This window comes from Solidesulfovibrio aerotolerans, from assembly GCF_009856865.1.
Lineage (GTDB): Bacteria > Desulfobacterota > Desulfovibrionia > Desulfovibrionales > Desulfovibrionaceae > Solidesulfovibrio > Solidesulfovibrio aerotolerans.
Window position 1 is genome coordinate 19,746 of sequence record NZ_WVUD01000003.1, and the last position, 25,497, is coordinate 45,242.

Consider the following 25,497-nt stretch of genomic DNA (forward strand, 5'->3'; position numbering starts at 1 on the left):
CCGCCCCGGCCCACTGCGGCGGCCGGAGATTTCCCATGCGCGAGCTCGTTTACCGGTTGCAAAAGCCCACCCAGTACCTCGGCGGCGAGTGGGGCCGCATAGCCAAGGCACCGGCCACCGTGCGCGCCCGGGTGGCCCTGGCTTTTCCCGATTTCTATGAAGTCGGCATGTCCTATGTCGGCGGACGCATCCTCTACGAGGCCGTCAACCGCGTCGAAGGACTTGCGGCCGAGCGCGTCTTTGCCCCGGCCGATGAGGCCGTAGCCGTTATGCGCGAGGCTGGCACGCCGCTGGCTACCCTTGAAACCGACACGCCGCTTGCAGCCTGCGACGTGGTGGCTTTTCACCTCACCCACGAGCTGTGTTATACCAGCGTGCTGCACATGCTCGATCTGGCCGGCATTCCCTTTCGCTCGGCCGACCGGGCCGCCAGCGGAACCTGGCCCCTGGTCATTGCCGGCGGCGGCTGCGCCTTTAACGCCGAGCCCATGGCTCCTTTTTTCGATGCCATGGTCATCGGCGACGGTGAAACGGCCCTGATCGATATTATGGAGGCCGTGGCCCAGGCCCGGAAAGCGGGGTTGACCCGGTTGGAGCTTTTGCACAAACTGACCGCCATTCCCGGCGTCTATATCCCGGAATTTTTCGATTACGACCCCGAAACCGGCGTCAAACCGCTGGTGGCCGGCTACGAGCAGGTGGTCAAGGCCGTGGTGGCCGATCTGGACACGGCCCCGTTCCCGTCCTGCCAGGTGGTGCCCTTTGCCCAGGCCGTCCACGACCGGCTTTCGGTGGAGATCGCCCGGGGCTGCACCCGGGGCTGCCGCTTCTGCCATGCCGGCATGGTCTATCGGCCGGTGCGCGAACGCAGCCTGGAAACGCTGGACAAGCTGGTGGGTGAGGGGCTGGGCCGCACCGGCTACGAAGAACTGTCCTTCCTATCCCTATCCACTGGCGATTTTTCCGCCCTGGAAAGCCTATTCGCCCAGAGCATCGACCGCTGCCGCCGCGATCAGATCGCGGTGTCGCTGCCGTCCCTGCGGGCCGGCACGCTGTCCGATTCCATCCTGACCATGATGGCCGGCATCCGGCGCACCGGGGCGACGCTGGCCCCGGAGGCCGCCACCCAGCGCCTGCGCGACGTGATCAATAAGGGCATCACCGAGGAGGACATCCTCTCGCATACCAAGCGGCTTTTTGAGCACGGCTGGCAGCAGGTGAAGCTCTATTTCATGATCGGCCTGCCCACGGAAACAGAAGACGATGTGCGCGGCATTTTCGAACTGGCCCAGCGTGTGCTGGCCCAGGCCCCGCGCGGGGCCAAGCGCTTGCAGGTCACGGCCGCCATTTCGCCCTTTGTGCCCAAGCCGCATACGCCGTTTCAGTGGGACGCCCAAATCACCCTGGAGCAGATTCGCGGCCGGGTGAACTTTTTGCGCGAGCTGTTTGCCACCGAGCGCCGGTTGACCCTTCGCTGGCACGAGCCGGAGATGAGTTTTCTCGAAGGCGTTTTTGCCCGGGGCGGCCGGGAACTGGCTCCCATCGTCGAGGCTGGTTGGCGCAAAGGGGCGCTTTTTTGCTCCTGGCTCGACCGCTTCGATCTGGCCCCGTGGCTGGAAGTCTTTGCCGAGGCCGGCCTTGATCCCGCCGACTGGCTGGCCGGGCGCGACCCGGACAAGCCTCTTCCCTGGGATCATCTGTCCTGCGGCGTCTCTGCGGCCTATCTGCGCCTGGAACGCCGCCGCGCCCTGGAAGGGACCGTCACCGGCGACTGCCGCTACGGGGAGTGCACGGGCTGCGGCGTGTGCAACGAGGGCGGCCGCAAAAGCCCGCTTGCTGCAAAGGCCCCCATCATGCCGCGCCTGAATAGACCCACCCCCGAGAGTGAGGCCGTGGCTGCGCCCCCGCCGCCGCCCAAGGAAGACCTCACCCGCAAGGCGGTCCATTTCCGGGTCTGGTACGCCAAAAATGGCAGTGCCGTGTATTTGAGCCAGTTGGAGCTTGGCCGGGTCATCGAACGGTCCCTGCGTCGGGCCGGGCTCAAACCGGGTTTTTCCGCCGGCTATCACCCGATGCCGCTCATTTCCTTCGGCCGGGCCTTGCCGGTGGGCGTATCGAGTCAGGCCGAGTGGCTGGGCATCTTTTTGCGCGAGGCCGTTTCCCCTGACGATTTTACTACCCAGCTCAACCCCAATCTGCCCGAGGGCTTGGTTGTGGTCGGGGTTGAGGAACTGGCCGGCGGGCGCAAGGTGGCCCATCCGGTGCTGGAAACCTTTGAGCTGACCGTGCCCGAGGCTGTGGCCGCCATTTGCCTGCAACACTGGCAGGATTTTACCCGGACCGAGGCTTTTCCCGTGGCCTGGGAATCGAAAAAAGGGCCGCGCAGCCTCGACGCCAAGACCCTGGTGACGGATGTGGCCGTGGTCGGCCCGGCCACGGTGCGCTTTGTCTGCGATTTCGGTGACACCTATTTAAGCCCCTTGCGCCTGGCCGAGGCCGTGTGCCCGGAGCTTGTCCGGGGGGCCTATGGGCTGGCCAAGACCGGGGTGGCCTTTGCCGAGGGTGGGGGCTGGCCACCAAGTTAAACGATTGTTCAGTATCGTTTCCGCGCAAAAGCCCGCATCCTGTCTTTTTGCCGGCCCTGCGTCGTCCTGACGGAGGGTCGGCCCCAGTTCCAAAGGAGTATCCCCCCTATGCGTTGGCCATCTGTTGTGTGTCTGGCCCTGGTCGTCCTTGGCCTGGGCGTTTCTGCGGTTGGCGCAGCCGAGGCCCCCAAGGTGGTCCGGCTGCAAAACGGCCTGACGGTCATGACCATTGAAGACGACCGTTTCCCCTTGGTGGCGGTGCGCCTTTTCGTCCATGCCGGCTCGGGCTACGAAACCGCCAAGCAGGCCGGCATCAGCCATCTGCTCGAGCACATGGTCTTTAAATCCACGGCCAAACGCCCGGCCGGGCAGGTGGCTTCGGATATCGAGGGGGCGGGTGGTGAGCTCAACGCTGCCACGAGTTTTGACAGCACCGTCTACCGGGTGGATCTGCCGGCCGAACGCTGGCGTCTGGGCCTGGACGTTATCAAAGACATGATTTTCGGTGCCAAGTTTGATCCGACGGAACTTGACGGCGAGAAGCAAGTGGTGCTCTCCGAGCTGGCCCGGGGCAAGGACGCTCCCGACAATCGCCTCTTCCAGGTCACCCAGGCCATGGCCTGGCCCGGTCAGGCCTATGGCTGGCCCATCATCGGCTTTCCCGAGACCGTGGGGCAGTTTGGCGAAGCGGATTTGCGCAATTACGTGGCCGAACATTACCAGCCGCAATCCATGCTGCTGGTGGTGGTGGGCAAGGTGCGCGCCACTGAGGTTGAGCAAGAGGCCGAGACGCTTTTCGGCTCCCTGGCCAACGACCGGCCCGTGCCGCCGCCGGCCACTTATTCCCTGCCTGCAGCTACGGCCCAGCCGGCAGTGCGGGTCGAATACGGCCCGTGGGGCAAGGTGCGCTTGCAGGTCTCGTTCCCCACATCGGGGCTGCGCAGCGCTGATGAGCCGGCCCTGGAAGTCCTGGCCAGGCTCTTGGCCAGCGACGAAACCAGCCGCCTCTACCGGACCTTTAAATACGAAAAACAGTTGGTGGACGATATTGTCTGTTCGTCGATGACCTTGGAACGGACCGGGCTTTTCAGCATCGACGCAACCCTGGATGCCAGGAATCTGGCCGCGTTCTGGCACGGGTTGCTGACTGAGCTTGGCAAGCTCAAGGGCACGTCGTTTAGCGACAAGGCGATTGAACGGGTGAAGCTTGGCGTCGAGGACGGCCTGTACAACGCCAAGGAAACCCTGGCCGGACTGGCCATGAAGGCCGGGTATTTTCGGTTCTACGGCTATGAGCCCGACGGCGAGGCCAATTATCTGCGCTCGGTGCGTCTGGTGGATCAAAAGGCCCTGGATGCCGTCATTGCCGCGACCTTTCAACCCGAGCGCATGCTGACCGCCGTGCTGGCCCCCAAGGCTGACGAGGCCACGGTCACGGCCGCCAAGCTGGCCGAGGCGGCGGCCACCCTGTGGCCCGTTCCCAAAAGCAGCACCGCTGCCAAGGACGCCAGCGCTGGCAAAGCCGCCACGGAAACCATCGAACTCGGCAAGGGCCGGACCTTGGTCCTTATTCCCGATGCGACCCTGCCCTATGTTTCCGTGTCCCTAGTCTACAATGGCGGCGATGCGCTGCTGGCCAAGGATCGCCAGGGGCTGGCGGAACTGGCCGCCGGCAGCCTGACCACGGGCACGGCCAAGCTCTCGGCCAACGCCCTGGAAGACTTCCTGGCCGACCGGGCCGCCTCGCTTGGGGCCGCTTCCGGGCGCGACTCGTTTGCTGTGAAAGCGCGCTTCCCCAGCCGCTTCCAAAACGACCTGTACGGTCTTTTGGCCGACATGCTGGCTGCTCCGGCCTTTTTAAAGACCGAGGTGGCCCGGGAGGTCAAGGACCAGCTCGCCGCCATCAAGAGCAAAGAAGACGAGCCCATGGGGCTGGCCTTTCGCAAGCTCTTCCCGTTTGTCTTTACCGACACCGCCTACGCCTATACCCGCCTGGGCGATGCAGCCACGGTTGCGGGCTTTGGGCCAAAGGACGTGGCCGCCTTCTGGAGCACCCAGCGGGCCATGCCTTGGGTGCTGGCCGTGAGCGGCGATTTTGACCCGGCAGCGGTGCGCCGGTTGGCCGAAGCTGTGGCCAAATCCAGCGGGCCGGCCAAACCCTTTGCCTTTGCCACGCCCCAGTGGGGAACCACGCGCCAGGCTGTTGCCACCATGCCTGAACGCAAACAGACGCATCTGTTCATGATTTTCCCCGTGCCGGGTCTTAACTCCCCGGATGTCCCGGCTTTAAGCCTTTTAAACGACGTGCTGGCCGGACAAAGCGGCCTGCTCTTTACCCGGCTTCGCGACGGCGAGAGCCTGGGCTATTCCGTGACCTCGTTTTTATGGCAGTCGCTCCATGCCGGCTTTTTGGCCTTTTACATCGGGACTTCGCCGGAGAAGACCGACGCCGCCCTGGACGGCTTTCGCCGGGTGGCCGAGCAGCTTCGGGATACGCCGCTGCCTGAAGATCTCATGCTCCGGGCGAAAAGCGTCATGGCCGGCGATTATTACCGCGCGCAGCAAAGCCTTTCGGCCCGAAGTGGCGAAGCGGCCCAGGCCCTGGCTGCCGGCCTGCCCCTGGATTACGACCGGCAGGTCATTGAGGCAGCCCAGGCGGTCACGGCCCAGACGCTCCAGGAACTGGCCGGCAAGTACTTGCGCCCGGAAAATGCCTACTTTCTGACCGTCAAACCGTAAATTCACCTCGGCCCACCGGCTGCACCGACGCCCCTGGCAGGAAAACTTCCTGCCAGGGGCGTTTTTTCTGGCAATTGCCGCCCGTTTGGGCCATCTGGCTGAAAAGGGGGCAAGGTCATGATGGTTTGCCACGGATTAAAAAAGCCGCTGCAAGTGGCGTTTGGCAACGGGAGTTTTACCGGGGTCTGCGACGCGACAACCGACAAAGGTGGTGCCGGGGAGGGCTTTCGACCCCATGAACTGCTGGAGGCGGCGCTGGGATCGTGTCTGGTTATGGTGATGACCAAATACGCTGCCGCCCACGGCCTGCCACTGGCCTGGGCCACGGTGACAGTGACCCTGGATCGCTCCGACCCTGACGTGGCGGCCTATGGCTGCGAGGTGTCTCTGGAAGGCAATCTCACGAACGCCCAGCGCCAAAAGATCCTGCGGGCGGCCCGGGTCTGCCCGGTGCGCCGCACGCTGGGCTGTCGCACAGTGGTGACGGAATCGGTCAGAAGATGACCCGTCTGGCCGGCCTGATCCGCTTTGCCACGGTCGGCGCGGTGCTGGCGACCCCGGCCCGGCCTCGGCGGCAGTCTTGCCGACGCTGTGGCGGTGCCTATTGGCGCAGCTTGTCGGCGGTGATCATGCGAATGAGGATGACGATGAGGCAGGCGGTGAAAACGCCCAGGGACAGGTAGCCGAAAAAGGCTTCCGAGGCGGCGAGCAGGCGCAATTGGGCTGTTGGGGCGCAGTCGGCGCAGCCGGTGTTGGTGAACTGGGACACGCTGAAATACAGGCAATCCCGGAAGCTTTCGGCGGGTTTGCCGTTGCAGGTGATCTGGAAGGCCATAAACGTGCGGGCATAGCCGGCGATGACGCAGGCGGCATAGACCGGCAACGACACGGCCAGGATGATCAGGCTGCGAAAAAGGACCAGGGACAAAAGAATCAACGTCGGAAAGGTGACGGAAAAGGCAAAGGCCAGGAAAATGATCTGTTCGGGCGAGGTCGTCTTGGCCTGGCTCAAATAGACCAGAAAGCCCAAAAACGGCAGGGAAACGACCAGCCCGATAAGGGCCAGGGCAGCACGCAGGCTCATGGCCGCCGCCTGTGGCTGCCGGGGCGTTTCCCAAGGAAACGCCCCGGCTTCTTCGCCAGGGGAAGAGGGGTGTCGCCGGTCATCATCTCACCCGTCCTGCCGAAACCCATATGCATCGCCGCCAGTGGCAACAATCGCCTAGGCCCGCACCATGAGCGCATTGACCAGGCGCATGAGCAGTTCCGGCCGGTTGTGCAGATCGGAATTCTGCAGAAAGACCCGACGCTGGTGGAAGCGGTCTTTAAGCGTCGCCACATAGCGCTCGCGATTGCCCACCAGGGAGGGATCATAGAGTGCGGTATAACCGGGCAGCAGCTTCTCAATGCTTTCGGCCTTGGGCAGTTGCGCCCCGGGCAAAAGATCCCAGTCTTCCCATTCCAGGCGTTCCAGCAGCAGACACGATTGCAGGGTCAGCGAGCTTTGCAGCGCAATCTTTTGGAGCTCCTGATCGGAGGTCTTCCAAAAGCCGATGGAGTTAAAGGAATAGCCCATGGCCCCGGTCTCAAAGACTTGCAGAAACGCTTCCACGTCCTTCCACAACTCATAGACCCTAAAGGGGTTGGCAAAGGGCTCGAAAACGAGTTTCTTGAGTTCCTCTTCGCTGACATTTTCGGCCAGATTGCGCCGGGTCATAAGCGAAGCGCCCATGGCCACGGCCAGGTGCTTGTCTGCGAAGCGCACCACCGGCGGCAGGCAGGTGTCCTTCATGAGCCAGACCATGATATCCGGGAAGGAACAGCGGTTGACGTAGGCCCCGAGCAGATCGCGGTCAATGAGCGCCCGGCCGTTGGGATTGCGCACGTCCTGGCCCAAGGGCAACACCTTGCCGTCGGCGTTGGTCAGGCCCAGGTTCATGGTGGAGATCATGTAGCGCCAGTCGCCATGGCCTGTGGGGCGCGAATCGGTCTTGTCGAACAGGGTGGGTTCCCAGACCCGGCAGACCTTGTTCTGGCAATCGATCTGAAAGGCGTCGTCGTGGAGCACGACCTTGGAAAAGCCGGCCGGCAGGGTGCCGCCGTTGTCGTGGGAATTGGTGTGGGAGGACTTGCCCGTACCGGAGAGGCCGAAAAAGGCGATGGAGCGTTTGCCCTTGGCCTTGGCGTCAGCTTCGGCGCAACCGGTAAAATCGATTTCCTTGATGCCGCCGTGGCAGGCGGCCATGCCCAGGCGCATGCCCGAGGTCCAGGCCAGGGTCAGGGTGCCTTTTTTGCGTTCGCCGAAATAGCGCATGCCAAGGTTAAAGATGACATTGGCGTCTTCATCGACCAGGGCGAGTTGGGAGCCGCCGGCGTTGTGGTAATAGGGGTCGGTGGTGGACCAGTGGTTAAACCCCACCACGAGGATATCGGGGATAGGGAGTCTGGGGCTTTTTTCGTACGCCTCGGCCAGTTCTTCGTAGGGGGTGAAATTCGCCAGCCAGTTAAAGACGTTGACGGCATCGTCTTCGGTGGCAACAAGCGTGGCCTTGATCATGAGGTCGGTGTCCAGGCCCAAAATGGCTTCGGCCTTGATCAGCGGATACCGCTGCATCCCGTACATGGCTTCGCGCAGATCCGCTTCGACCTTGCGCCGTTCCACCGGTTTCATACGGGTGTAAAAGCGCCGGGCCAAGGCCGTGCGACCGACAATGCGGCCGTGGCAATTGTTGAGGACGGTGGCTCCCTCAGGGAGTCCCAGCCGTCTGGCCGCCGCCGGATAGATGGGCAGATCGGTGTCCATGACGTCGTGCTGGCTTTTGGCCAGCGCGTAGGCCTCGGCCGCCGTCACTTTGCGAACGCGCTTGTCCAGGCAAAGGGTCTGGGCAATGGACCGAAGCGCCGGCATTTTGGTCATGTCGTCGCGGTAGTAGTCGTGGCTGGCGAGGCTGGCCATGAAACCTCCATTGGGAGATGAATTGGCGTTGGGTATTACGCGGTTGGGCCGTTAGGGTAAACCGTTATTTCCGGCTTTTCAGCCGCGTCGTCCGGGTGTGAAGCGTTTGGGATCGATGTTGTATTTTTTGACTTTGTAATTGACCACGCGGTAACTCTCGCGCAGATCGCGGGCGGCCTGATACATGTTGCCCCGGGCTTTTTTAAGCGCCTCCACCAGCAGTTCCTGCTCGAACTTGGCCACGGCCTCGCCAAAGGACAACGAGGGTTCCGTGTCGGAGGATTCCCCGGTTTGCAGGGTCGGGGGCAGATGGTAGGTGCGCACAACGGCCTCGTCGCACAACGTGGCCGCCCGTTCCATGCAGTTGGCCAGTTCCCTGACGTTTCCCGGCCAGTGGTACTGATTTAAGAGATCGATGGCCGGCGTGGAGATGCGTCGCACGCTCTTGCCGGTGCGTTGGGAAAAGTCGTTTAAAAAGTGTTCGGCCAGGGGCAGTATGTCGCCCATGCGGTCGCGAAGCGGCGGCACATAGAGGGCGAAAACACCCAGGGCGTAGAAGAGATCTTCCGAAAACTCCCCCTGGGCCATGGCGTCTTCCAGGGAGGCGGTGCTGGCTGCCACCACCCGGGCATCCACGGCCACCGGCGTATCGCTGCCCAGGCGGGCCACGGTGCCTTCCTGGATGACTTGCAGCACCCTGGCCTGGGCGCTTGGGGTCAGGGCCTCAATGGCGTCCAGAAAGACAATGCCGCCCTGGGCCAGTTCAAAAAGGCCGCGTTTGGAACGCGAGGCCTTGGAGCGTTCGCCCTTTTGAACACCGAAAAGGTGTTCCATCACCGCTTCCTGGGGCATCTCGCTGCAGCCCAGGCGCAAAAAAGGGCGGTGGCGACGGTTGCCCTGGCTGTGCAGGCAGCGGGCCAGCAATTCCTTGCCAGTGCCTTCCTCGCCCCGAAAAAGGACCGGATCATCGGAATCAGCGGCCTGGGCGATCTGGCGCAGCACCAGCCGGATGCTTTTGGACACGGCCACGGGCTGGCAGGGCGCTTCCTGCTCCGTGGCGTCCTCAATGGACAGGGGGACGGCCGGGGCGGCCCGGCGCGAGGTGTCGAGTTCGTCGCGCAGGCGTAGGGCGGCGTTGCCGAGGATGCCGCCGACAACGCTTAAAAATTCCCGATGGGCCTCCAAAAAAACCATGGGGGCCTTGGGCAGGTCGATGCTGAGCGCCCCGACCACGCCCGAGGCGGCAACCGGGGCAAAGCCTTCCACATGGCCGTCCGGGGTTGGCACGGTCACCGGCACGCAGATGTGGGAGAGATGCGAGAGTTCCTCTGGCGGGCGGCCGATAAAGTCCGGGTGGTCCTTGACGTCCTGGAGAATCAGCGACCGCTTGGACCCGATGACCTGTCCCATGGTGATGGGGGCCGGGCCATAGAGATGGTCCAACCCCTGCTGGCGGCCGTGGGACAGGACGATGCGGGCACCGGGCTGGGGCAGATCGTGCAGTTCCAGGCAGACCCGGCGATAGCCCAGGGCTTCGACCAGCACGGCCAGGGCGTTTTCCAGGCCCCGGCGCACGGCCCGCCCCGGGCCGGTGACGGCCACGATGCGCGCCAGTGCGCCGTAAAAGGCCGGTCCGGCCCCGTCAAAGGACGTAAGCGCGTCGATCACGCGGCCTGACTCGCTGCAGCCGCTTGGGCCCCCAGAGCCAGGGCCTTGCGGTTGACCTCAACGAGTTTGGGCTTGAGGTATTTTTCGATGGAGCGGGTGAGGGCGTCGAGGGAAAACGGCAAGGCTCCGCAGGCAGCCGCCGCGCCCAGCAGGACGGTGTTGGCGGCCTTGGCTGTGCCGGCCTGTTCAGCCAGGCTGATGCAGGGCACCATGACCACCCGGGCGGCAAAGCCCTTGGCAGTGTCGAGAACCTGCGTGAGCGGCGGATAACATTCCCGGCCCAGGCACACGCCAACAGGCTGGAGCGACTCGCTGTTGCCAACCACAAAGCCGCCGCGTTTGAGCATGGGCAGCGCCCGCAGGGTTTCGAGCAGTTCAAAGCCCAGGATCACGTCGGCCTCGCCCGGGGCGATGATGGCGCTTTTGTAGCCGCCGACAAGCAGGGTCGATTCGACCACGCCGCCGCGCTGGGCCATGCCGTGGATCTCGCCCGAGGTCACGGGCAGGCCGGCATCCAGGGCGGTGCGGGCCAGCAGGGTGGTGGCGGTCAGGGTTCCCTGGCCGCCGACGCCGGTGAAAAAGATGCGGGCGCGAATCATTTCGCCTCCTTCTTGCCGGGCTTAATATCCGGTGAGAGCTGGACGCAGAACATGCAGCCGTCGCACTGCTCGGCATTGATGGTAAAGGCTCCGTCCACCATGGCAAAGGCCGGGCAGGCCAGATTGTCGCGCACGGCCAGGCAGGCGGCGGGATCGCCGGCCACCCGGGCGGGCAGGGTCTTTTTGGCCTGTCCCACGCGCCGGGCGTGGATGGGGCAGGGATATTCCGCCACCAGCACGCGCGGGCCATGCTGCTGGGACAGCGCGGTGAGGGCGGCAAGCGTGGCCTTGTGGTTGAGCGGATTGACCTTGACCGGCTCCACGCCGCAGGCCCGAATCAGCGCCATAAGATCCACCGGATTGGGGTTTTCGCCAAAGATGGTGGTATCAACACCCGGATTGGGCTGATGCCCGGTCATGGCCGTGGTGCGGTTGTCCAAAATGACGATGAGGATGTCGTGGTTATAGGCCACGGCGTCAATAAGCCCGGTGATGCCGGAATGGAAAAAGGTCGAGTCGCCAATAAAGGCCACGACCGGTTTGCCCGAGGCCCGGGCGAAGCCGGCTCCGGTGGAAATCGACGAGCCCATGCACAGCAGGAAGTCGGCGGCCCGAAAGGGCGGCAGAAAACCCAGGGTGTAGCAGCCGATGTCCGAGGAATAGACTGCCGTGTCGCCATAGACTTCGCGCACGGCGTAATAGGCGGCCCGGTGGGGGCAGCCGGCGCAGAGGTTGGGCGGACGCCGGGGCAGATCGGCCGGCACGGTCAGGGTATCGACCACGGCGGCGGGGCGGCCGAGGAAGGCGCGCACGGCTTGGCGGACATTGGCCGTGGAGAACTCGCCGCGCCGGGGCAGATGGGCGCTTTTGCCGCAGATTTCCACGGCAATGCCGCGGGTCTGGGCCAGGGCGCGGATCTCGGTTTCCAGCACCGGTTCGAGTTCCTCGACAATGAGCACTTTTTTGCAAGAGGCTAAAAAATCGGCGATGCGGTTTTCGGGCAGGGGATAGGTCATCCCCAGTTCCAGCACCTGCACCGTGCCGGTCAGGCCGTCTTCGGCAAGGACGTCGGCCAAGTAGTTGCGGCTGACGCCCGAGGTGATAAAGCCCACGTCGCCAGCGCCGGAGGTAACGTTATAGGGGGAGGCGTCGGCTTCGGCGACCAGCCCGTCCAAGAGCGCGCGCAGCCGGGTGTGCATGACCCGGGCCGAGGCCGGCAGCGGCACGAACCGGGCCGGATCTTTGTGGAAGGGTTTTTCGGCCGGGGTGGTCGGCATCTCGCCCACAACGACCGGACCGCGCACATGGTTGACCCGGGTGGTGGTGCGCAGGAGCACCGGGTTTTCGATGCGGCGGGACAACAGCAGTGCGTCCCGGGCCATGTCCTTGCATTCCTGGGCGGTTGCCGGCTCAAAGCAGGGCAGGCCGCCCAAACGGGCGTATATGCGGTTGTCCTGCTCGTTTTGCGAGGAATGGCAGCCCGGATCGTCGGCCGAAAGCAGCACCAAACCGCCCGGAGCCGAAACATAGGCCAGGGTCATCAGCGGGTCGGCGGCCACGTTGACGCCGACGTGCTTCATGGTCACCAGTGTGGGCAGCCCGGCCAGGGCCGCGCCGCCGCCCACTTCCAGGGCGACTTTTTCGTTGACCGAATACTCGAAATAGTACGGCGCACCCTGGCTTAAACGGAAAAACGTATCCGGGACTTCCGAGGACGGGGTGCCCGGGTAGCAGGTCACAAACCGGACGCCGCCTTCCAGCGCGCCTCGGGCGATAGCCTCGTTGCCAAGCAGCAGCAGGGTTTCACCGGCTGCCGCACTGAGGAGTTCCTTGCCCACGTCTCAAACCTCCAACACGCAATGGACGCCGTTGACGGCGTCCGTCGTTCCCGACAGGGCGGGAGGGTACAGTCCGGTAGAATCCCGGGGCAGTGTGCCCCGGGGGTGCTCTAGCCGTTGGCCTTGGTCGCGCCGGCAGTCTTGGCCTTTAAGTCGGCGATGCGAGCGTCGATGAAGCTGGCATTTTGGACATTGCCGTTGGCCTTCATGCGCTCGTAGGCAGCCAGGGCTTTTTGCCACTGCTGGGCCGCTTCGGCGGTGACAGCCAACTGGCGGTCGATGGTCATGGCAAAGGCCTTGGGGGCGGAACCGGCCAGGGCATCGAGGACATCCACAGCTTTGGCGTCCTGGCCGGCGCGCGACAGGGCGGCGGCCTGCCCCAGGGCGGCGATGGTCTTCATGCCTGCCGGGGCAGAGGTGGCCACGGCTTCAAAAGCGCTGGCGGCTTTGGCGAAGTCGCCAAGCCCCTGGGCGGTTTTGGCCACTTCCAGATAGATGCCGGCTTTGGCTTCGGCCGGCGCGGTTTTGGCCAGACTGTCCAGGGCGGCGATGCGGTCAGTCCCGGTCTTGGTGGTGATGATTTCGCCAAGGGCAGCCTCGGCCTTTTCAACCTGGCCTTTCTGATAGACGCCATACAGGGCGTAGCCGCCGGCGGCCACCAGGATGACGGCAGCCGCAGCCAGGGATTGCCGCCAATACTGCACAGGGGCGCGCAACACCGTGGGAATGTCGGAAGCCTTGGCCGAGCCGTGCTGCGGCGTGGGGGAATCAGTCATACAATACGCCTCCAAAGCGCGTGCGAGTTTCATGAAAAAGGGGGTTCACCTAAGCACAAACCGGGAGACGTGTCAAAAGGTGGCGATGGGCCAGGTGGTGGGGCGGGGGTGGTGACGGAACAGGGGTGGGACGGCCAAGGGGCCGCCAGGGCGGCAGCGGAATCAGGCCGCCGCGGCGGTCTGCGCGCGCGCCAGGGCGAGCCGGGCCGCTCCGATCAGTCCGGCCCGGGCCGAGGCGTCCTTCACCAGAACGAGCCTGGCCTGGTCGGGAACCAGGGGGCGCTTGGCGGCAAAGGCGGCATAACCGTCGCGCATGGCCGCAAAAACCGGCGCGTCCAGGCGGTTGGTTTGGGAGCCGAGCACCACAACCGCCCCGATGGGCCGGCGGCGATGGATTTCTGCGGCCAGCATGGCCAGATGCGCCCCGAGGATGCCGTACACGGCGGCCGCCTCATGGCAGGCCAGAGGGTCGTTGCCGAGAAGGCGCTTATGGAAAAACGGGATGGCTTCTTCGATGTCGAGATGGTGTGTGGCAAGCAGCCCCAGTTCATGGGCGGCGGCAGCCACGCCGTAGTGGGAAAGGGGAAAGCGCAGGGTGGAAAAAAGCGGTCCCCCGGACTGCGGCGCGCAGGCAGCGGTGACCAGCCAGCCGTATTCGTCAAAGGCCGGGACACTATGACCGTTTCCGTCCAGGCAATGGACGCAGGGACAGGCTCCCAGGCGTACGGCCAAAAGGTGGCGGCCGCCAGCCGCCAGGCCTCCGCCGGCATCGTGGAAGGCATAGAGGGCTTGGGCCTTGGCGTCATTGACGACCGACACGGGGCGTCCTGGAAACGCCTCCTGACCGGCCGCAACCAGCAAGTCCGTCGCCTGATTGCAGGACAACTCCGGGCAGGTGGCAAAGAGCCCGAAGTCGGGCACCGGCCGCACGATCCCGTCCAGCACCGTGACCGCAAGGCTGATGCCCACGGCCGAGACCGTCGCGGCTGCTGCGCCAAGACTGCTGCGGATGGCGGCCAAAATCTCACGGATTTCGTCGGTCAGGCAGCGCGGCGTGCCGTCGGGGCTGGTTTCCCGGCGCGACAGGCCAAGGACAGTGGCACCGCCATCGGCCGCAAAACGCACCAGTCCCCAACGCGTCAGGTGCTGGCCGATATTCACAGCCAGGGCCGTGCCGGGTCGCAGCGGTTTCTCAGAGGCAGACGGGTTCGGGATTTGGGCAACGGCTCGATCCAGAAGGCGCAAGGCTTGAATCTGTTCGCTCTCGGCATCGATGCTCAGGGCTGTACCCAAAACGGATTCAATCAGACCGTGGAGGAAAGACAGGGACATGTTGGAAAACGTGTCCGGGCGCAGGAGCAGATTCCCGCGAACGGCGGCCAGGAGACGGGCATCGAACCCAGCCCGGGCCTGGATGCTGACGCGTTTTGCACCGGCCGTGCACAAGACGTTGTTGATCAGAGCCGAAAGATGCAATTCGACAAGACGCCGGTCGCGGGCATCGGGGCAGCAAGGCAGGCGCACGCGTTCGACCACCGGCGGGTACGGCCCCCGGTCAAACCAGATTTCCGCCGGGGCCGAGACGGCCGGGTCCAGGGCGGCAAAGGCCTGGTGCCAGTCGGTGATATAGGGGGAAATGGGCTGGTTGGGGACAAAAAGCGTCGGGGAGGTCGCGGGGGGCATGGAAACCGCCTTGTCCGCCCCAGAGATATGGCCGCTTGCCAAAGCGGGCCGGGCGCAGCAACGCGGCCCGCCCGCGTCGGGACCAGGGGCATGCCGGGAAAGTCTCCCGTGCCTGACTGACGGTTACAGAGAAAGAGAAAAGATTCCGGGCGGCTCCGGAAAACGTCGGCCGCCCAACGCTTGGGTCTTGTCGTCGCTGCCCATTCATAGGGCGTCGGAGGGCACTGGAAAACGTCGGCCGCCGGACGCCCGGACCTCCCCCAGGGGAGCATCAGGCGTCCGGCGGCGACGTGTCCCGGCTTCAGGCCGCGCTGCGTTCGCCGATCTTGCGTTCGATGAGCACCTTGGCCCGCATGGCGAGCTGGCTGACGTCGGGCTTGGAGATCTGGTCGTCGGCACCGACGGCTTCGCCCTTGTGGCGCAGCTTGTCGGTAATGAGCGAGGAAAACAGGATGACCGGCAGTTCGCGCAGCACCGGGTCGTCCTTGATGCGTTTGGTCAGGTTGTGCCCGTCCATGGCCGGCATTTCGATATCGGCCACCATGACGTGGACGAAATTTGACAACGGCTGGTTCTCGGTGTCGGATTTTTCCTTGATCTGGGCCAGCAGATCCCAGGCTTCCCGGCCGTTTTGCACGGCGGTGACGTCGAACCCGGCCTTGTTGAGCAGATCTTTGAGCATTTCGCGCACCAGCACGGAGTCATCGGCCACAAGCGCCCGGTAGCGGCTGGCCGAGTTCCATTCGATGCTCATATCCAGGCGCAGGCCGAGGCTGGGATTGAGGTCGGCCACGATTTTTTCCAGGTCGAGCAAAAAGACAATGCGGTCTTCGAGCTTGACCACGCCGGTGATGCAGTCGCCGCTCATTTTGGAAACGTAGCGGTTGGGCGGTTCCACGGCTTCCCAGCTCATGCGGTGGATGCGGGTGACGCCGGAAACGAGAAAGGACGTGGTGACGTTGTTAAATTCCGTGACGATGACCTTGGGCGACTCGGTGTCCTGGCGCACCTTGTCCAGCCAGATGCTCAAATCCACCAGGGGGATGATGTGGTTGCGCAGATTAAACGCGCCCATGACGCTTGGGTGCGACACTTCGGGCATGCCCGTGACCTTGGGCAGGCGGATGATCTCCAAAACCTTGGCCACGTTGACCCCATAATAGCCACGATAGTGGCCCGAGGCTTCGGGAGCATTGGCAGTGAACGTGGAAACCGAGGGTTCATCAATGAAAAACTCCACGATTTCCAATTCGTTGGTGCCGGCTTCAAGGAGAATGTTGGTCTGGGCCATTGGGGTCTCCGCAAGTCGAGCCACGGACCCGCCCCAAAGGGGACGGGACGGGTTCAACGTTAAATCCGCGTGATCAACGGGGCCGGTGCGGCTCGGGAAATCCCGGGCCTTCGCGGCGGCATCCTAGTATGATTCCAGCACCTGCTGAATGCGGTCAATTATTTTCTTCGGTGTTGAAGCCCCGGCTGTCAAGCCGATTGTGTGATAGTCTGCAAACATTCCTGGGGAAAGCTCATCAGCAGTTTCCACATGCACGCAGGGCGTGCCGGCGGTTCGGGCCACCTGGGCCAGCCGTCTGGTGTTGCCGGATTCGCGCCCGCCGATCACCACCAGAAAATCCACGGCCGCAGCCAGATCCATGGCTTCCTGTTGCCGATTCATGGTGGCGTTGCAGATGGTGGCCAAAACGGTCAATTCCGAGCCGAAGCGGTTTTTGAGATAATCGCGGATGCGCAGGAATTCCTGCTCATCCTGGGTGGTCTGGGCGGCCAGAAAATAAGTCGGCCCGTGGGGCAGACTCAATTCATCCAGTTCATCCATAGAGTTAAAAACGCAGGCGCCGGCCGTGGCGTAGCTGAGCAGTCCCTTGACTTCGGGATGATCCTCCTCGCCGAAAAGAAGCAGCACCTTGCCATGGCGGGCCTGGGCGAAAATGAGGGTCTGGGCCTTTTTCACCTTGGGGCAGGTGGCGTCGATGATTTCGGCTCCCCGGGCGGCAATGGCCTGACGCGTCGGTTCGGGGATACCGTGGGCGCGGATGACCACGGTGGCGCTGGCCGGAATAGCCTCCGGGGTGTCGATCACATGCACGCCCTTGGCGGCGTATTCCTCCAGCACTTGCGGATTGTGGATGATGGGGCCGAAGGTGACGATGGTTCTGGACGTCTCGCCAGCCCTTGCGCCGCCCGGTGTTTCGATGAGGGCGGCGAGCTTTTTAAGCGCAAGGTCCACGCCCATGCAAAATCCGGCGGTCTTGGCACGCATCAGTTTCATGACATTTCTCCGGCGACAGGGGTCGGGGCATGAGAGAGACCCTCGGCCTCGTCGATGATCTGACCAAGTTCCTCCCAGGAGTCCACCCGGCACAATCTGGCCCGCAGCGCCCGGCAGCCCGGCAGATCGCGCAGATACCGCGGCACGGCCGTGCGCATACGCAGGAGCGCCTGCCGGTCGTCGGCGTATTCCCGGCACAGGGCGGCGTGGCGGCGGATAACCTCGCACACCGGCGGCACAGGCCCGGGGAGGGCGGCGGCACCCGGATAACGGGCCGCATGATGGGCAAAAATTCGCGGGTCGGCCATGGCCCCCCGGGCGTACATGACGCCGGATGCGCCCGTATGCGCCAGGACACGCTGCCCATCGGCGGCAGACATCAGGTCGCCGCTGGCCAGGACCGGCACAGGCGAGGCGGCCACAAAGGCGGCCAGGGCGTCGTGGTCGGCGACACCGGCAAACCCCTGGCTGGCGTAGCGGGGGTGGAGCGTGAGCCAGGCGACTCCGGCTTCGGCCAGCCGTCCGGCCACCTCCAGATCCACCCGCGCCGGCGGCTTTGGCCCCAGACGCAGCTTCACCCCGACCCGTCCCGGACCAGCCACTTGGACCATGGCCGCTGCACAGGCCACCAGCCGGTCTGGCGCGCTCAGAAGGGCCGCCCCGGCCCTGGTTTTGACCACCTTGCGCACCGAACAGCCGCAATTGAGATCAAAATAGGTATATCCCGTCCCGGCCAGGGAGGCCGCAGCCCGCGCAAGCGGGTCTGGTTCGGCACCGAAAAGCTGCACCACCAGGGGACTATCGGCCGGGCAGGTGTCCAGCAAGCGACGGGTGTTGCGCGAATCGTAGAAAAGCCCTTTGGCGCTCACCATTTCAGTGACAGCGACCGCTGCCCCGAGTTCCCGGCACAGCAGCCGAAAGGGCAAATCGGAAAAACCGGCCAGTGGAGCCAGCCAGGGGGCGTCGGGAGCGATGGGGAGATGGGACATATAGGGCTAAGGTGTTCCTCCCTGTTCCATAGCCCAAGCTCGGGCCGGGCGCAATGGTCGGTTCGGCTGACGCGCCGGGCCGGGGCGGTGGAGCTAACGCAACTCCAGCTTTTCACCTTCCTTGAGGGAAAACGGCACCTTGCCGGCCGGGGTTTCCAGGATATAGTCCCCCGGCGGCAGGGCCGCCGTGCTCTGGACGGCGCTGACCACGGCAACCGGCGCGCCGTTAGCCGCAACAATGGCCCAGCCGCCAATCGGCGCACCCGGCACGCTCGCCCGCCCGGGGTTGAGGGTGAGCTGTTGGCCCTCTTCAAGCTCCACCGGCCAGAACGTCTGGCCAAAGCCCACCTGGTAGCGACCGGGCATGAGCGCCGTGCTGGAGGTCGTGGCGCTTACCACCGCCACTTCTTCGAGGGTTTCCGGGTCAATGATGGGATGGCCTGCGCTCAAAGCCCCTTGCACCCCGAGACGGGCCAAACGCAGGGTGGTGGTCTGGCCCGGCTTGACCGCGACGCTTTTCCAGACCGCTTTGCCAACGGTCACGGCGTAGATGCCGGGCGGGAGGGATACCGATGACCCTGTCTGGGACAGGGTGGCGACGTGCTCCCCGGTTGTCGCGTTGCTGACGGCATGGCCGGACAGATTGGCTCCGACCAGGGTCAGGACACCAGGATCGTTGCGAGGCAGGGCGATGGTCCGGGCGGTTGCGGTCGGTTTGGAAGGATCTGCGACGGCGGCCTTGGCCAGGGCGGCGGCCAGATCAGCAGCGTTGCCGGCCGCGAAGTAGGAACCGCCCGTTGCCTGGGCGATGCACTGGAGTTGGGAGCGGGCGGCGGCGTCCACGTCAAAGCCAATGACGTGAATCACCAGATTCGCGTCGGCCTTGGCCAGGGCGGTAGCCAGGGCGCAGGGATCGCCGGGGCAGGTTTCCTTGCCGTCGGACACCAGGACAATGCGGCGGGAGGGGGCGGGAAGGGCTGAAAAATCGGCGGCAGCCAGACCAAGGACAAAGGTAATGGGCGTATAGCCGCGCGGGGCCAGACCCGGCAACGCTTTGGCCGCCGCCTGTCTGGTCTGGGAGGCAGGGCCGAAGGGCACCAGAACGGCCGCATCCTGGCAGTCGTGTCGGGCGGTTTCCGATTGGTGTCCGTAAACGCGTAGGGCCACGACGTCCGCGTCAGGCAGAGCGGCTAAAACCTCGGCCACGGCTTTTTTGGCTGCCTCGATCTTGCGTTCTCCAGACGGCAATCGGGCGGCCATGCTGCCCGAGGCGTCCAGAACGATATTGATGCTCGCAGCCGGACAAGGCAAGGCCCAAAGCGCGAGACAGGCAAGGATGAACCCTGCAAACGCCAAACCACGAAATGTCGCAACACAGGTCATGGGCGCACCTCGGAGCGGACAAGGGTTGGCGCCAAGGCTGTCCCGGGCAGGCACTGCGGGAAAGGAACGCTCGGGCCTGGCTATGGCGGTCGATTGTCCAATCGTAGTTACGCTTTGTCATGCTGCAGCGTCAATACCGCGCTGGAGCGGCTGGCAATATTCACTGGGAAATGGTTTTGACGACATGGTCTTGCCGCAGAAAGTGCCTTGACGTACACCGGTATCGGCACAGCCCTTCGGGAAGCCTGCCGATTCAAGTACAACAAACAGCTTTGCCGGACCTTGCGTCGTCTGGAATACGGAGGAGCTGCATGGAGAATCAGATGCAAAACGATTCCCGGCCTATCCCCCTGCTGGAGCAGGCCCTCTCGCCGTTTCGGCGTTTCAGTCACATCCAGGCCTCGGGGGGGCTGGTGCTCATCGCCTGCACCATCATTGCTCTCGTCTGGGCTAATTCCCCCCTGGCCCCGGCCTATTTCGCCCTGTGGGAGACGCCGGTCAGCTTCGGTTTCGGTGACATGACACTATCAAAGACCTTGCTCCACTGGATCAACGACGGTCTTATGGCGGTGTTTTTTTTCATGGTGGGGCTTGAGATCAAGCGCGAAATCCTGGTTGGCGAACTCAACACCGTGGGCCAGGCCGTGTTGCCAGTGGCCGCTGCCGTGGGCGGCATGGTCGTCCCGGCGCTGCTCTATGCCCTGGTGAACCAAGGCCAGCCGACCATGGCCGGTTGGGGCGTGCCCATGGCCACGGACATCGCTTTTGCTTTGGGCATCCTGTCGTTACTCGGCAATCGCGTGCCGGTGGGGCTTAAGGTCTTTTTGGCGGCCGTGGCCATAGTGGACGACATCGGGGCCGTGCTGGTCATCGCCCTGTTTTATTCCGGCGATATCTCCTTTCTTTCCTTGGTGGTGGGCGGCGGCCTGTTTGCGGCCATGCTTATCGCCAATGCCGTCGGCGCGCGCCATCCCGCTGTGTATACCATTTTGGGCACGATCATGTGGCTGGCTTTTCTCAAATCCGGGGTCCATGCCACCGTGGCCGGCGTGCTGGCGGCCATGACCATCCCGGCCCGCACCCGCATCCCGGCCGGGGCCTTTCTGCACAAGGCCCGCCGTTTGCTGGACTGCTTTGCCGCCTCCATGGAGCCGGGGCAGGTCTTATTGGCGAACAAAACCATGCAGGGCGCGTTGGAAGATCTGGAAACGGCTTGTTCCCGGGCCAGCGCCCCCTTGCCGCGCATCGAACACGCCCTGCACCCCTGGGTGTCCTATGGCATCATGCCCCTTTTCGCCTTGGCCAATGCCGGGGTGGTGTTCACCGGACAGGCCGGGGCGTCACTGGGTGAACCGGTGTCGCTGGGGATTTTTCTGGGACTTTTTATCGGCAAGCAGGCAGGTATTTTTCTGGCCTGTTTCGCCATGTTTCGGCTGGGACTGGCCGCTTTGCCCCAGGACTTGCGGCTGGCCCATTATTACGGAGCCTCGGTCCTGGCCGGTATCGGCTTCACCATGTCCATCTTCATCGACGGTCTGGCCTTTGGCGACCAACCGGCCATCGAAGCCCAGGCCAAAGTGGCGATTCTGGTCACTTCCACTCTGGCCGGGGCGTTGGGCTATGTGATTTTGCGGCGGGCGAGCCGGGACGGCTGACCGGCAGTGGCAGGGCTGGATGGGGTCAGGTCGAAAGCCCAGGGCGCATCCAGGTGCGCTGGCGCACGCCGGACAGTTTTTTAAAGCAGCTTCCGGCCCGGATGCCGGCCAGGGCGGCCTCGGGGTCAGGCGTTTCACAGCCGGCCAGGACATCGATGCCGCAATCAAAGAGACTGGCGGCAAAGGGCGTGGTCGGGCCGAGCAGGATAACCAGGGCGTCGGGACGGCACAGGGCCAGCAGGCCGGCCAGGGAGCCGTTTAAGAGCGTGGTGGCGGTGATGGCCACGACATCGGCCCGGGGCAGAACGCCGCCGGCCTCCTCGGCCGGTGTGTCACCCGGGCGGGGATGCTTTTCCAGCACCCAGAATCCGGCACAGGACTCCCGCAGCTTTTCCACGAAGGGGAAATGGCCGACCACGGCCACGTTTCGGCCGCGCCCGAAGGTCAGCAGCAGCTCCTGGCCCGACATGGACGTGGCTGCGGCCGGCAGGGGCAGCAACGAGTTGCCGGCGGCAACGGCCAGGGAAGCTTCGTCGGTGTTGGTCGTGGCCGCATCAAGGAGCAGCCTGGCTGCGGCGTGGACGCTGGCCGGGCCGGTTGCTGCCTGGGAGCCGATCTGCCCCGGCGCGAAGTGGGAAATCAGCGAGGCCAGACCAAGATTTCGCGAGGTCACGGCCGTTAAGCAGGAACCCGTGACCACCGACGTGATGGGTTGATCCGGCTGTTGCTGGATGTCCTCCACCAGGGCGCGCAAAATGTCAGATTGCTGCATGCGTCGTTGCATCGCAAACCTCCGTTCCTGGTCTGTCGCCACCCAGGAATACTCCCAGCCGTTTTTTTCCAGGCAAAGCGGAAGGGACGCTCCCCACCGCCGCGCACAGGTTCCTACTCCTGCCGGGGCCGGGCACCGGGCAGTTCCAGCTTGTCGAGCACCCGGCGGCAGAGCAGATCGTAGCCGGTCATGGTCATGTGCACGCCGTCGCCGGCCCGAAGCGACACAGTCTTGCCGCCAATGTCCTTGGCCTGGACGTAGTTGCCCGAAGCATCGGTAAAAATGTCTGCGGCCTCCATATAGACGCAGCCGGTCACTTTTGAGCAGGCGGATTTTGCCGCCGCATTGACCGCTTCCACCCGCCTGGCATAGGCCGCCTCTTTCATGGCCGGCAGCCCCACCCACAGCACCTTGACCTGGGCCGCCTCGGCGATGCGCAAGAAGCGTTCGGCTTTGGCGACGTAGGCGGTGTGCCATTCCGGCGTGCCGGCACCCTTGCCGGCGATGGCGTTGTTGGCGTCGTTGCCGCCCAGCACCACCACCACGGCGCTAATGGGCTCCTTGGCCAGCAGCTCGGCGAGAGCCTTGTCCCAGTCGTATTTTTTGGAAATAAGGCCGGTTGAAACCTTGCCCAGGGGCAGGCAGCCAAGGCCTTCGGTTTTTTGAAGGCGCTGTTCCATGGTCATGCCGACGCCTACGGCCAACGAATCGCCGACCACGGCCACGGATCGACCAGCGGTTTTGGTTTTGGCTGCCTTGGCCGTCTGGGCCTCGGGAGCCGGGGGGACCGATGCCGCCGTGCCCTTGGTCGGGGCCGGTGGAGGGGTTGCCGCTTGGGGCGACGGGGCGACCGGTTCCGAACGGGGCGGGGTCAGGGCGGCCGTGCGGGCTATTTTGGGTTCCAGGGCCTGCTTGGTGGCCTGTTCGGGCATGCCGGACAGGGCGGGTGGCGTGGCCGGGGAGGCTGCGACCTCGCTGTCCGGCACTGTTGGCGGCACGGCCGCCGGCAAGCTGTCGGACGGTGCCGGCTTGATGGCGGCCTCGGGCGACAACGGCGCCGCAGCTTCCGGGGCGGCGGCCTCGGCCGGAGCCTTGGCCGGGCGCTTGGCGCAGCCCGGAAAAACCAGTGCCGCCAGCAGCAGGGCAAGGATTATTCGTGGGTATGCAGGCATGGATTGTCTCCGACCGCATGGGGGTCGTGGGGAGGCGTGTGACCGGCTCCGGTTGCGGTTTGCTCGGGTGAGACCGTTGCGGCCAGGTCAAAGGCCCGGCCCAGGGCGAAAAGCGCGCCGTTGGGGACGCCAGGCAGCACCCGGCCGCCGTAGGCCCGGACATGCCGGGTCAGCGTCACCGCCGGCCACAGGCCAAAGGTCGCGTCCATGGCCCGTAACAGCGCCGCTGCCGTGGGGGTGACGGTCTCGCCATGGCTTTGGATGCCGTAGACCGGCAGGCCGGCCAGCAGATGGAGCACGGCCGGAGCCGGCGTGGCCAGGATGCCGTGGGCGCACTGGACCGTGCCGTCGCATACCGGCAGGGGCGAGCAGATAAAGCGCGCCGGAGCCAGGCGCACAAAGAGTTCGCAGGCGACACACACGTCAAGCAGGCTGTCCAGGGCACCGACTTCGTGAAAGTGCACGTCTTCGGGACTGGTGCCATGCACCGCCCCCTCGGCTGCGGCCAGGAGGCGAAAAGCCGTGGCAGCCATGTCCTTGGCCGGTTCGGCCAGGGCGCTTTTTTCGATGATTTCCAGGATATCGCCAAGATGGCGGTGCGCATGGACCTGGGGCAGCACGACATCAAGTCCCACGCCGGCAATGCCGGCGTGGCTGCGGGGCACGACCCGGGCCGCGCAGCACAGCTCTGCCACGCCAAGACGCGAAAGCACTTCTTCAAATGCAGCCGCGTCAAGTTCGCACAACACGGCCAGCCCGGACACGAGCATGTCGCCGCTGATCCCGGAGGGCGTTCGCAGCACCAAAACGTTGTCAGCCACAAATTGCTCCGATGATGCGGGCGGCGGCGCAGGCCGCGCCGTAACCGTTGTCGATATTAAGGACACACACGCCCGGGGCGCAGCTGGAAAGCATGGCATGAAGTGCCGCCCGGCCGCCCTCGGCCACGCCATAGCCCACAGAGGTGGGCACGGCCACCACCGGCTTGGGTGTCAGCCCGCCGAGCACCGTGGCCAGGGCGGCGTCCATGCCGGCCACCACGATAATGACGTCATGGGTGTTGATGGCCTCCAGCCGCGAGGCCAGCCGCCACACGCCGGCCACGCCGCTGTCTTCGTAGATGGTATGCTGGATGCCAAGATAGGCCAGGGTGCGGGCCGCCTCATGGGCCACCGGGCCGTCGCAGGTGCCGGCCGAGACCACGGCCACGCGTCCCCGCTCACGCTGCGGCAATGTGCCGCCGAGGGCTGTTTTGGACAGCGGGTGGTAATCCACCAGATCCCGGGCGTCCGCCGGCAACGCCTCGAAAATATCTGGGAAAAGGCGCGTAAAAAGGAGCGGCGTGGCACCCGGTGCTGCCTGCTCACGCATGAGTCGGGTGAGCGTTTCCAGGGGTTTACCCTGGCAAAAAACTGTTTCGGGCAGGCCGATGCGTTCCGTGCGGCAATGATCGAATAAAACGTCCATCAGGTTCTCGTAAAGGCTCGGCCGCGCTGATAGCCGCGCGGGTCAAGGCTGACGCCGGTTATGTCCGGGCACTGGTTGGGGATGTCCCGATTCAGGGCGGCGATGACGGGCGCTACGGCGGCGAGCAGGGCGGCATCGGCCAGGACGTCGGGGGCAAGCTCCACCCGCATGGCGCAGCCTTCCACCCGGCAGCGCACCAGGGAGAAGCCCGTCTCCCGGCGAATCCTGGCCTCGGCAGCGGCCACGGCCGCAAGGCGTGCGGCCGTCACCGGCGTGCCGGTGAAAATGCGGCTGGAAAGGCACGGCGAGGCCGGAATATCGGCAAAGGGCAGACCCAGTTCCCGGGCAACGGCCCGCACATCGGCCTTGGCCATGCCGGCTTCGAGCATGGGGTGGCGCACGCCAAACCGTTTGGCCGCCTCCATGCCGGGCCGGTAATCCGACAGATCGTCGGCATTGGCCCCGGAGACGACCGTTGCCGCGCGGCCCGCAAAGGCCGTGGCCGCCAGCCCGCCGAGCACGCCGTAGAGGTTGCTTTTGCAATAAAAACAACGATCCACAGGATTGTTGACGTAGTTGGGGTCATCCATCTCGCCGGCTGTGACCAGACGTAGATTCCAGCCTTCGGCGGCAGCGGTCTCGCCCACCCGGGCCGAGTCCTCGGGCGGCACGGACGGGCCGGCTGCATGGGCCATGATAACGTCCTGGCCAAGGGTCCGTCCGGCCACCACGGCCAGCAAGAGGCTGTCCACGCCGCCGGAGACGGCGACGACGCACGGGGCCAGCGAAACGAGCACCGCCGGCAAGGCGGCCCCGGCAGAATTGGTGATGCGCATGGCCCGCGTTATGACCCAAGGTCGGTGGCGTGGTCAACGCCGGGGCGGGGGGGGGGGAACCGGGGTGCTGCCCCGGACCCCGCCGGGGGGATGAT

20 protein-coding genes are annotated in these 25,497 nt (G+C 64.7%); 4 read left to right on the forward strand and 16 right to left on the reverse strand.

Going from position 1 to position 25,497, the window contains the following annotated elements:
- Positions 1-35: 35 nt before the first annotated feature.
- The 3 genes from GTA51_RS02880 (at position 36) to GTA51_RS02890 (ending at position 5,828) form a co-directional block, all read left to right on the forward strand.
- Positions 36-2,585 (forward strand): TIGR03960 family B12-binding radical SAM protein, encoded by a 2,550-nt coding sequence (locus tag GTA51_RS02880; protein ID WP_160958527.1) that lies wholly within the window; start codon positions 36-38, stop codon positions 2,583-2,585.
- A 108-nt stretch (positions 2,586-2,693) separates the two neighbouring features.
- Entirely contained in the window at positions 2,694-5,324 is a 2,631-nt protein-coding gene (locus tag GTA51_RS02885; RefSeq protein ID WP_160958528.1) for a M16 family metallopeptidase, read from the forward strand.
- A 117-nt stretch (positions 5,325-5,441) separates the two neighbouring features.
- A complete protein-coding gene (locus tag GTA51_RS02890; RefSeq protein WP_160958530.1) occupies positions 5,442-5,828 on the forward strand; it encodes an OsmC family protein in 387 nt (128 codons plus the stop codon).
- Positions 5,829-5,925: 97 nt separating this feature from the next.
- Here GTA51_RS02890 and GTA51_RS02895 read toward each other — a convergent pair whose 3' ends face one another.
- From GTA51_RS02895 to GTA51_RS02945, 11 genes are all read right to left on the reverse strand, one after another.
- Positions 5,926-6,408, reverse strand: coding sequence for an ion channel (locus GTA51_RS02895; protein ID WP_160958531.1), 483 nt, complete (start codon positions 6,406-6,408; stop codon positions 5,926-5,928).
- A 138-nt stretch (positions 6,409-6,546) separates the two neighbouring features.
- Positions 6,547-8,280, reverse strand: a complete 1,734-nt coding sequence (locus GTA51_RS02900; RefSeq protein ID WP_160958533.1) for a phosphoenolpyruvate carboxykinase (ATP) — start codon at positions 8,278-8,280, stop codon at positions 6,547-6,549.
- 78 nt (positions 8,281-8,358) lie between these two features.
- Positions 8,359-9,948 carry a sigma 54-interacting transcriptional regulator gene (locus tag GTA51_RS02905; protein ID WP_160958534.1) on the reverse strand — a complete coding sequence of 530 codons (1,590 nt, stop codon included), beginning with the start codon at positions 9,946-9,948 and terminating at the stop codon, positions 8,359-8,361.
- The gene (locus GTA51_RS02910; RefSeq protein WP_160958536.1) at positions 9,945-10,547 is read right to left on the reverse strand and encodes an indolepyruvate oxidoreductase subunit beta; all 603 of its coding nucleotides are present in this window, start codon (positions 10,545-10,547) and stop codon (positions 9,945-9,947) included. Before GTA51_RS02910 ends, GTA51_RS02905 begins: the two co-directional genes overlap by 4 nt.
- Complete coding sequence (gene iorA / locus GTA51_RS02915; RefSeq protein WP_160958538.1) at positions 10,544-12,385, reverse strand: indolepyruvate ferredoxin oxidoreductase subunit alpha; 1,842 nt, start codon at positions 12,383-12,385, stop codon at positions 10,544-10,546. The genes GTA51_RS02910 and iorA overlap by 4 nt, the downstream gene beginning before the upstream one ends.
- A 110-nt stretch (positions 12,386-12,495) precedes the next feature.
- Positions 12,496-13,161: a YfgM family protein gene (locus GTA51_RS02920; RefSeq protein ID WP_160958539.1), complete on the reverse strand. Its 666-nt coding sequence runs from the start codon at positions 13,159-13,161 to the stop codon at positions 12,496-12,498.
- A gap of 162 nt (positions 13,162-13,323) precedes the next feature.
- Positions 13,324-14,844, reverse strand: a complete 1,521-nt coding sequence (locus GTA51_RS02925; RefSeq protein ID WP_160958541.1) for a hypothetical protein — start codon at positions 14,842-14,844, stop codon at positions 13,324-13,326.
- A gap of 301 nt (positions 14,845-15,145) precedes the next feature.
- Positions 15,146-16,135 carry a chemotaxis protein gene (locus GTA51_RS02930; RefSeq protein WP_160958543.1) on the reverse strand — a complete coding sequence of 330 codons (990 nt, stop codon included), beginning with the start codon at positions 16,133-16,135 and terminating at the stop codon, positions 15,146-15,148.
- 123 nt (positions 16,136-16,258) lie between these two features.
- Positions 16,259-17,128 carry a 4-hydroxy-3-methylbut-2-enyl diphosphate reductase gene (ispH, locus tag GTA51_RS02935; RefSeq protein ID WP_160958544.1) on the reverse strand — a complete coding sequence of 290 codons (870 nt, stop codon included), beginning with the start codon at positions 17,126-17,128 and terminating at the stop codon, positions 16,259-16,261.
- Positions 17,125-18,117 carry a tRNA dihydrouridine synthase gene (locus GTA51_RS02940; RefSeq protein ID WP_160958546.1) on the reverse strand — a complete coding sequence of 331 codons (993 nt, stop codon included), beginning with the start codon at positions 18,115-18,117 and terminating at the stop codon, positions 17,125-17,127. The genes ispH and GTA51_RS02940 overlap by 4 nt, the downstream gene beginning before the upstream one ends.
- Before the next feature lie 93 nt (positions 18,118-18,210).
- On the reverse strand, positions 18,211-19,500 hold the full coding sequence (locus tag GTA51_RS02945; RefSeq protein WP_281353930.1) for a vWA domain-containing protein: 1,290 nt from the start codon (positions 19,498-19,500) through the stop codon (positions 18,211-18,213).
- Positions 19,501-19,811: 311 nt separating this feature from the next.
- On the opposite strand from GTA51_RS02945, the gene nhaA reads away from it, so the two are divergent.
- Positions 19,812-21,155, forward strand: coding sequence for a Na+/H+ antiporter NhaA (gene nhaA / locus GTA51_RS02950; protein WP_160958549.1), 1,344 nt, complete (start codon positions 19,812-19,814; stop codon positions 21,153-21,155).
- A gap of 25 nt (positions 21,156-21,180) precedes the next feature.
- Here nhaA and GTA51_RS02955 read toward each other — a convergent pair whose 3' ends face one another.
- The 5 genes from GTA51_RS02955 to larE form a co-directional block, all read right to left on the reverse strand.
- The gene (locus GTA51_RS02955; protein WP_160958550.1) at positions 21,181-21,939 is read right to left on the reverse strand and encodes a Rossmann-like domain-containing protein; all 759 of its coding nucleotides are present in this window, start codon (positions 21,937-21,939) and stop codon (positions 21,181-21,183) included.
- Between the two features lie 101 nt (positions 21,940-22,040).
- Entirely contained in the window at positions 22,041-23,099 is a 1,059-nt protein-coding gene (locus GTA51_RS02960; RefSeq protein WP_160958552.1) for an SGNH/GDSL hydrolase family protein, read from the reverse strand.
- Positions 23,078-23,920, reverse strand: a complete 843-nt coding sequence (gene larC, locus GTA51_RS02965) for a nickel pincer cofactor biosynthesis protein LarC (RefSeq protein WP_160958553.1) — start codon at positions 23,918-23,920, stop codon at positions 23,078-23,080. The genes GTA51_RS02960 and larC overlap by 22 nt, the downstream gene beginning before the upstream one ends.
- Positions 23,913-24,566, reverse strand: coding sequence for a nickel pincer cofactor biosynthesis protein LarB (gene larB, locus GTA51_RS02970; RefSeq protein WP_160958555.1), 654 nt, complete (start codon positions 24,564-24,566; stop codon positions 23,913-23,915). Before larB ends, larC begins: the two co-directional genes overlap by 8 nt.
- Positions 24,566-25,402, reverse strand: a complete 837-nt coding sequence (larE, locus tag GTA51_RS02975; protein WP_211922406.1) for an ATP-dependent sacrificial sulfur transferase LarE — start codon at positions 25,400-25,402, stop codon at positions 24,566-24,568. The genes larB and larE overlap by 1 nt, the downstream gene beginning before the upstream one ends.
- Positions 25,403-25,497 lie beyond the last annotated feature (95 nt).

Excerpts from the sequence above, each read along its gene's own strand:
- GTA51_RS02880 (WP_160958527.1), top strand. The coding sequence starts at position 36 with ATGCGCGAGCTCGTTTACCGGTTGCAAAAGCCCACCCAGTACCTCGGC.
- GTA51_RS02885 (WP_160958528.1), top strand. The coding sequence starts at position 2,694 with ATGCGTTGGCCATCTGTTGTGTGTCTGGCCCTGGTCGTCCTTGGCCTG.
- GTA51_RS02890 (WP_160958530.1), top strand. The coding sequence starts at position 5,442 with ATGATGGTTTGCCACGGATTAAAAAAGCCGCTGCAAGTGGCGTTTGGC.
- GTA51_RS02895 (WP_160958531.1), bottom strand. The coding sequence starts at position 6,408 with ATGAGCCTGCGTGCTGCCCTGGCCCTTATCGGGCTGGTCGTTTCCCTG.
- GTA51_RS02900 (WP_160958533.1), bottom strand. The coding sequence starts at position 8,280 with ATGGCCAGCCTCGCCAGCCACGACTACTACCGCGACGACATGACCAAA.
- GTA51_RS02910 (WP_160958536.1), bottom strand. The coding sequence starts at position 10,547 with ATGATTCGCGCCCGCATCTTTTTCACCGGCGTCGGCGGCCAGGGAACC.
- GTA51_RS02920 (WP_160958539.1), bottom strand. The coding sequence starts at position 13,161 with ATGACTGATTCCCCCACGCCGCAGCACGGCTCGGCCAAGGCTTCCGAC.
- GTA51_RS02925 (WP_160958541.1), bottom strand. The coding sequence starts at position 14,844 with ATGCCCCCCGCGACCTCCCCGACGCTTTTTGTCCCCAACCAGCCCATT.
- GTA51_RS02930 (WP_160958543.1), bottom strand. The coding sequence starts at position 16,135 with ATGGCCCAGACCAACATTCTCCTTGAAGCCGGCACCAACGAATTGGAA.
- ispH (WP_160958544.1), bottom strand. The coding sequence starts at position 17,128 with ATGAAACTGATGCGTGCCAAGACCGCCGGATTTTGCATGGGCGTGGAC.
- GTA51_RS02940 (WP_160958546.1), bottom strand. The coding sequence starts at position 18,117 with ATGTCCCATCTCCCCATCGCTCCCGACGCCCCCTGGCTGGCTCCACTG.
- GTA51_RS02945 (WP_281353930.1), bottom strand. The coding sequence starts at position 19,500 with ATGACCTGTGTTGCGACATTTCGTGGTTTGGCGTTTGCAGGGTTCATC.
- nhaA (WP_160958549.1), top strand. The coding sequence starts at position 19,812 with ATGGAGAATCAGATGCAAAACGATTCCCGGCCTATCCCCCTGCTGGAG.
- GTA51_RS02955 (WP_160958550.1), bottom strand. The coding sequence starts at position 21,939 with ATGCAACGACGCATGCAGCAATCTGACATTTTGCGCGCCCTGGTGGAG.
- GTA51_RS02960 (WP_160958552.1), bottom strand. The coding sequence starts at position 23,099 with ATGCCTGCATACCCACGAATAATCCTTGCCCTGCTGCTGGCGGCACTG.
- larB (WP_160958555.1), bottom strand. The coding sequence starts at position 24,566 with ATGGACGTTTTATTCGATCATTGCCGCACGGAACGCATCGGCCTGCCC.
- larE (WP_211922406.1), bottom strand. The coding sequence starts at position 25,402 with ATGCGCATCACCAATTCTGCCGGGGCCGCCTTGCCGGCGGTGCTCGTT.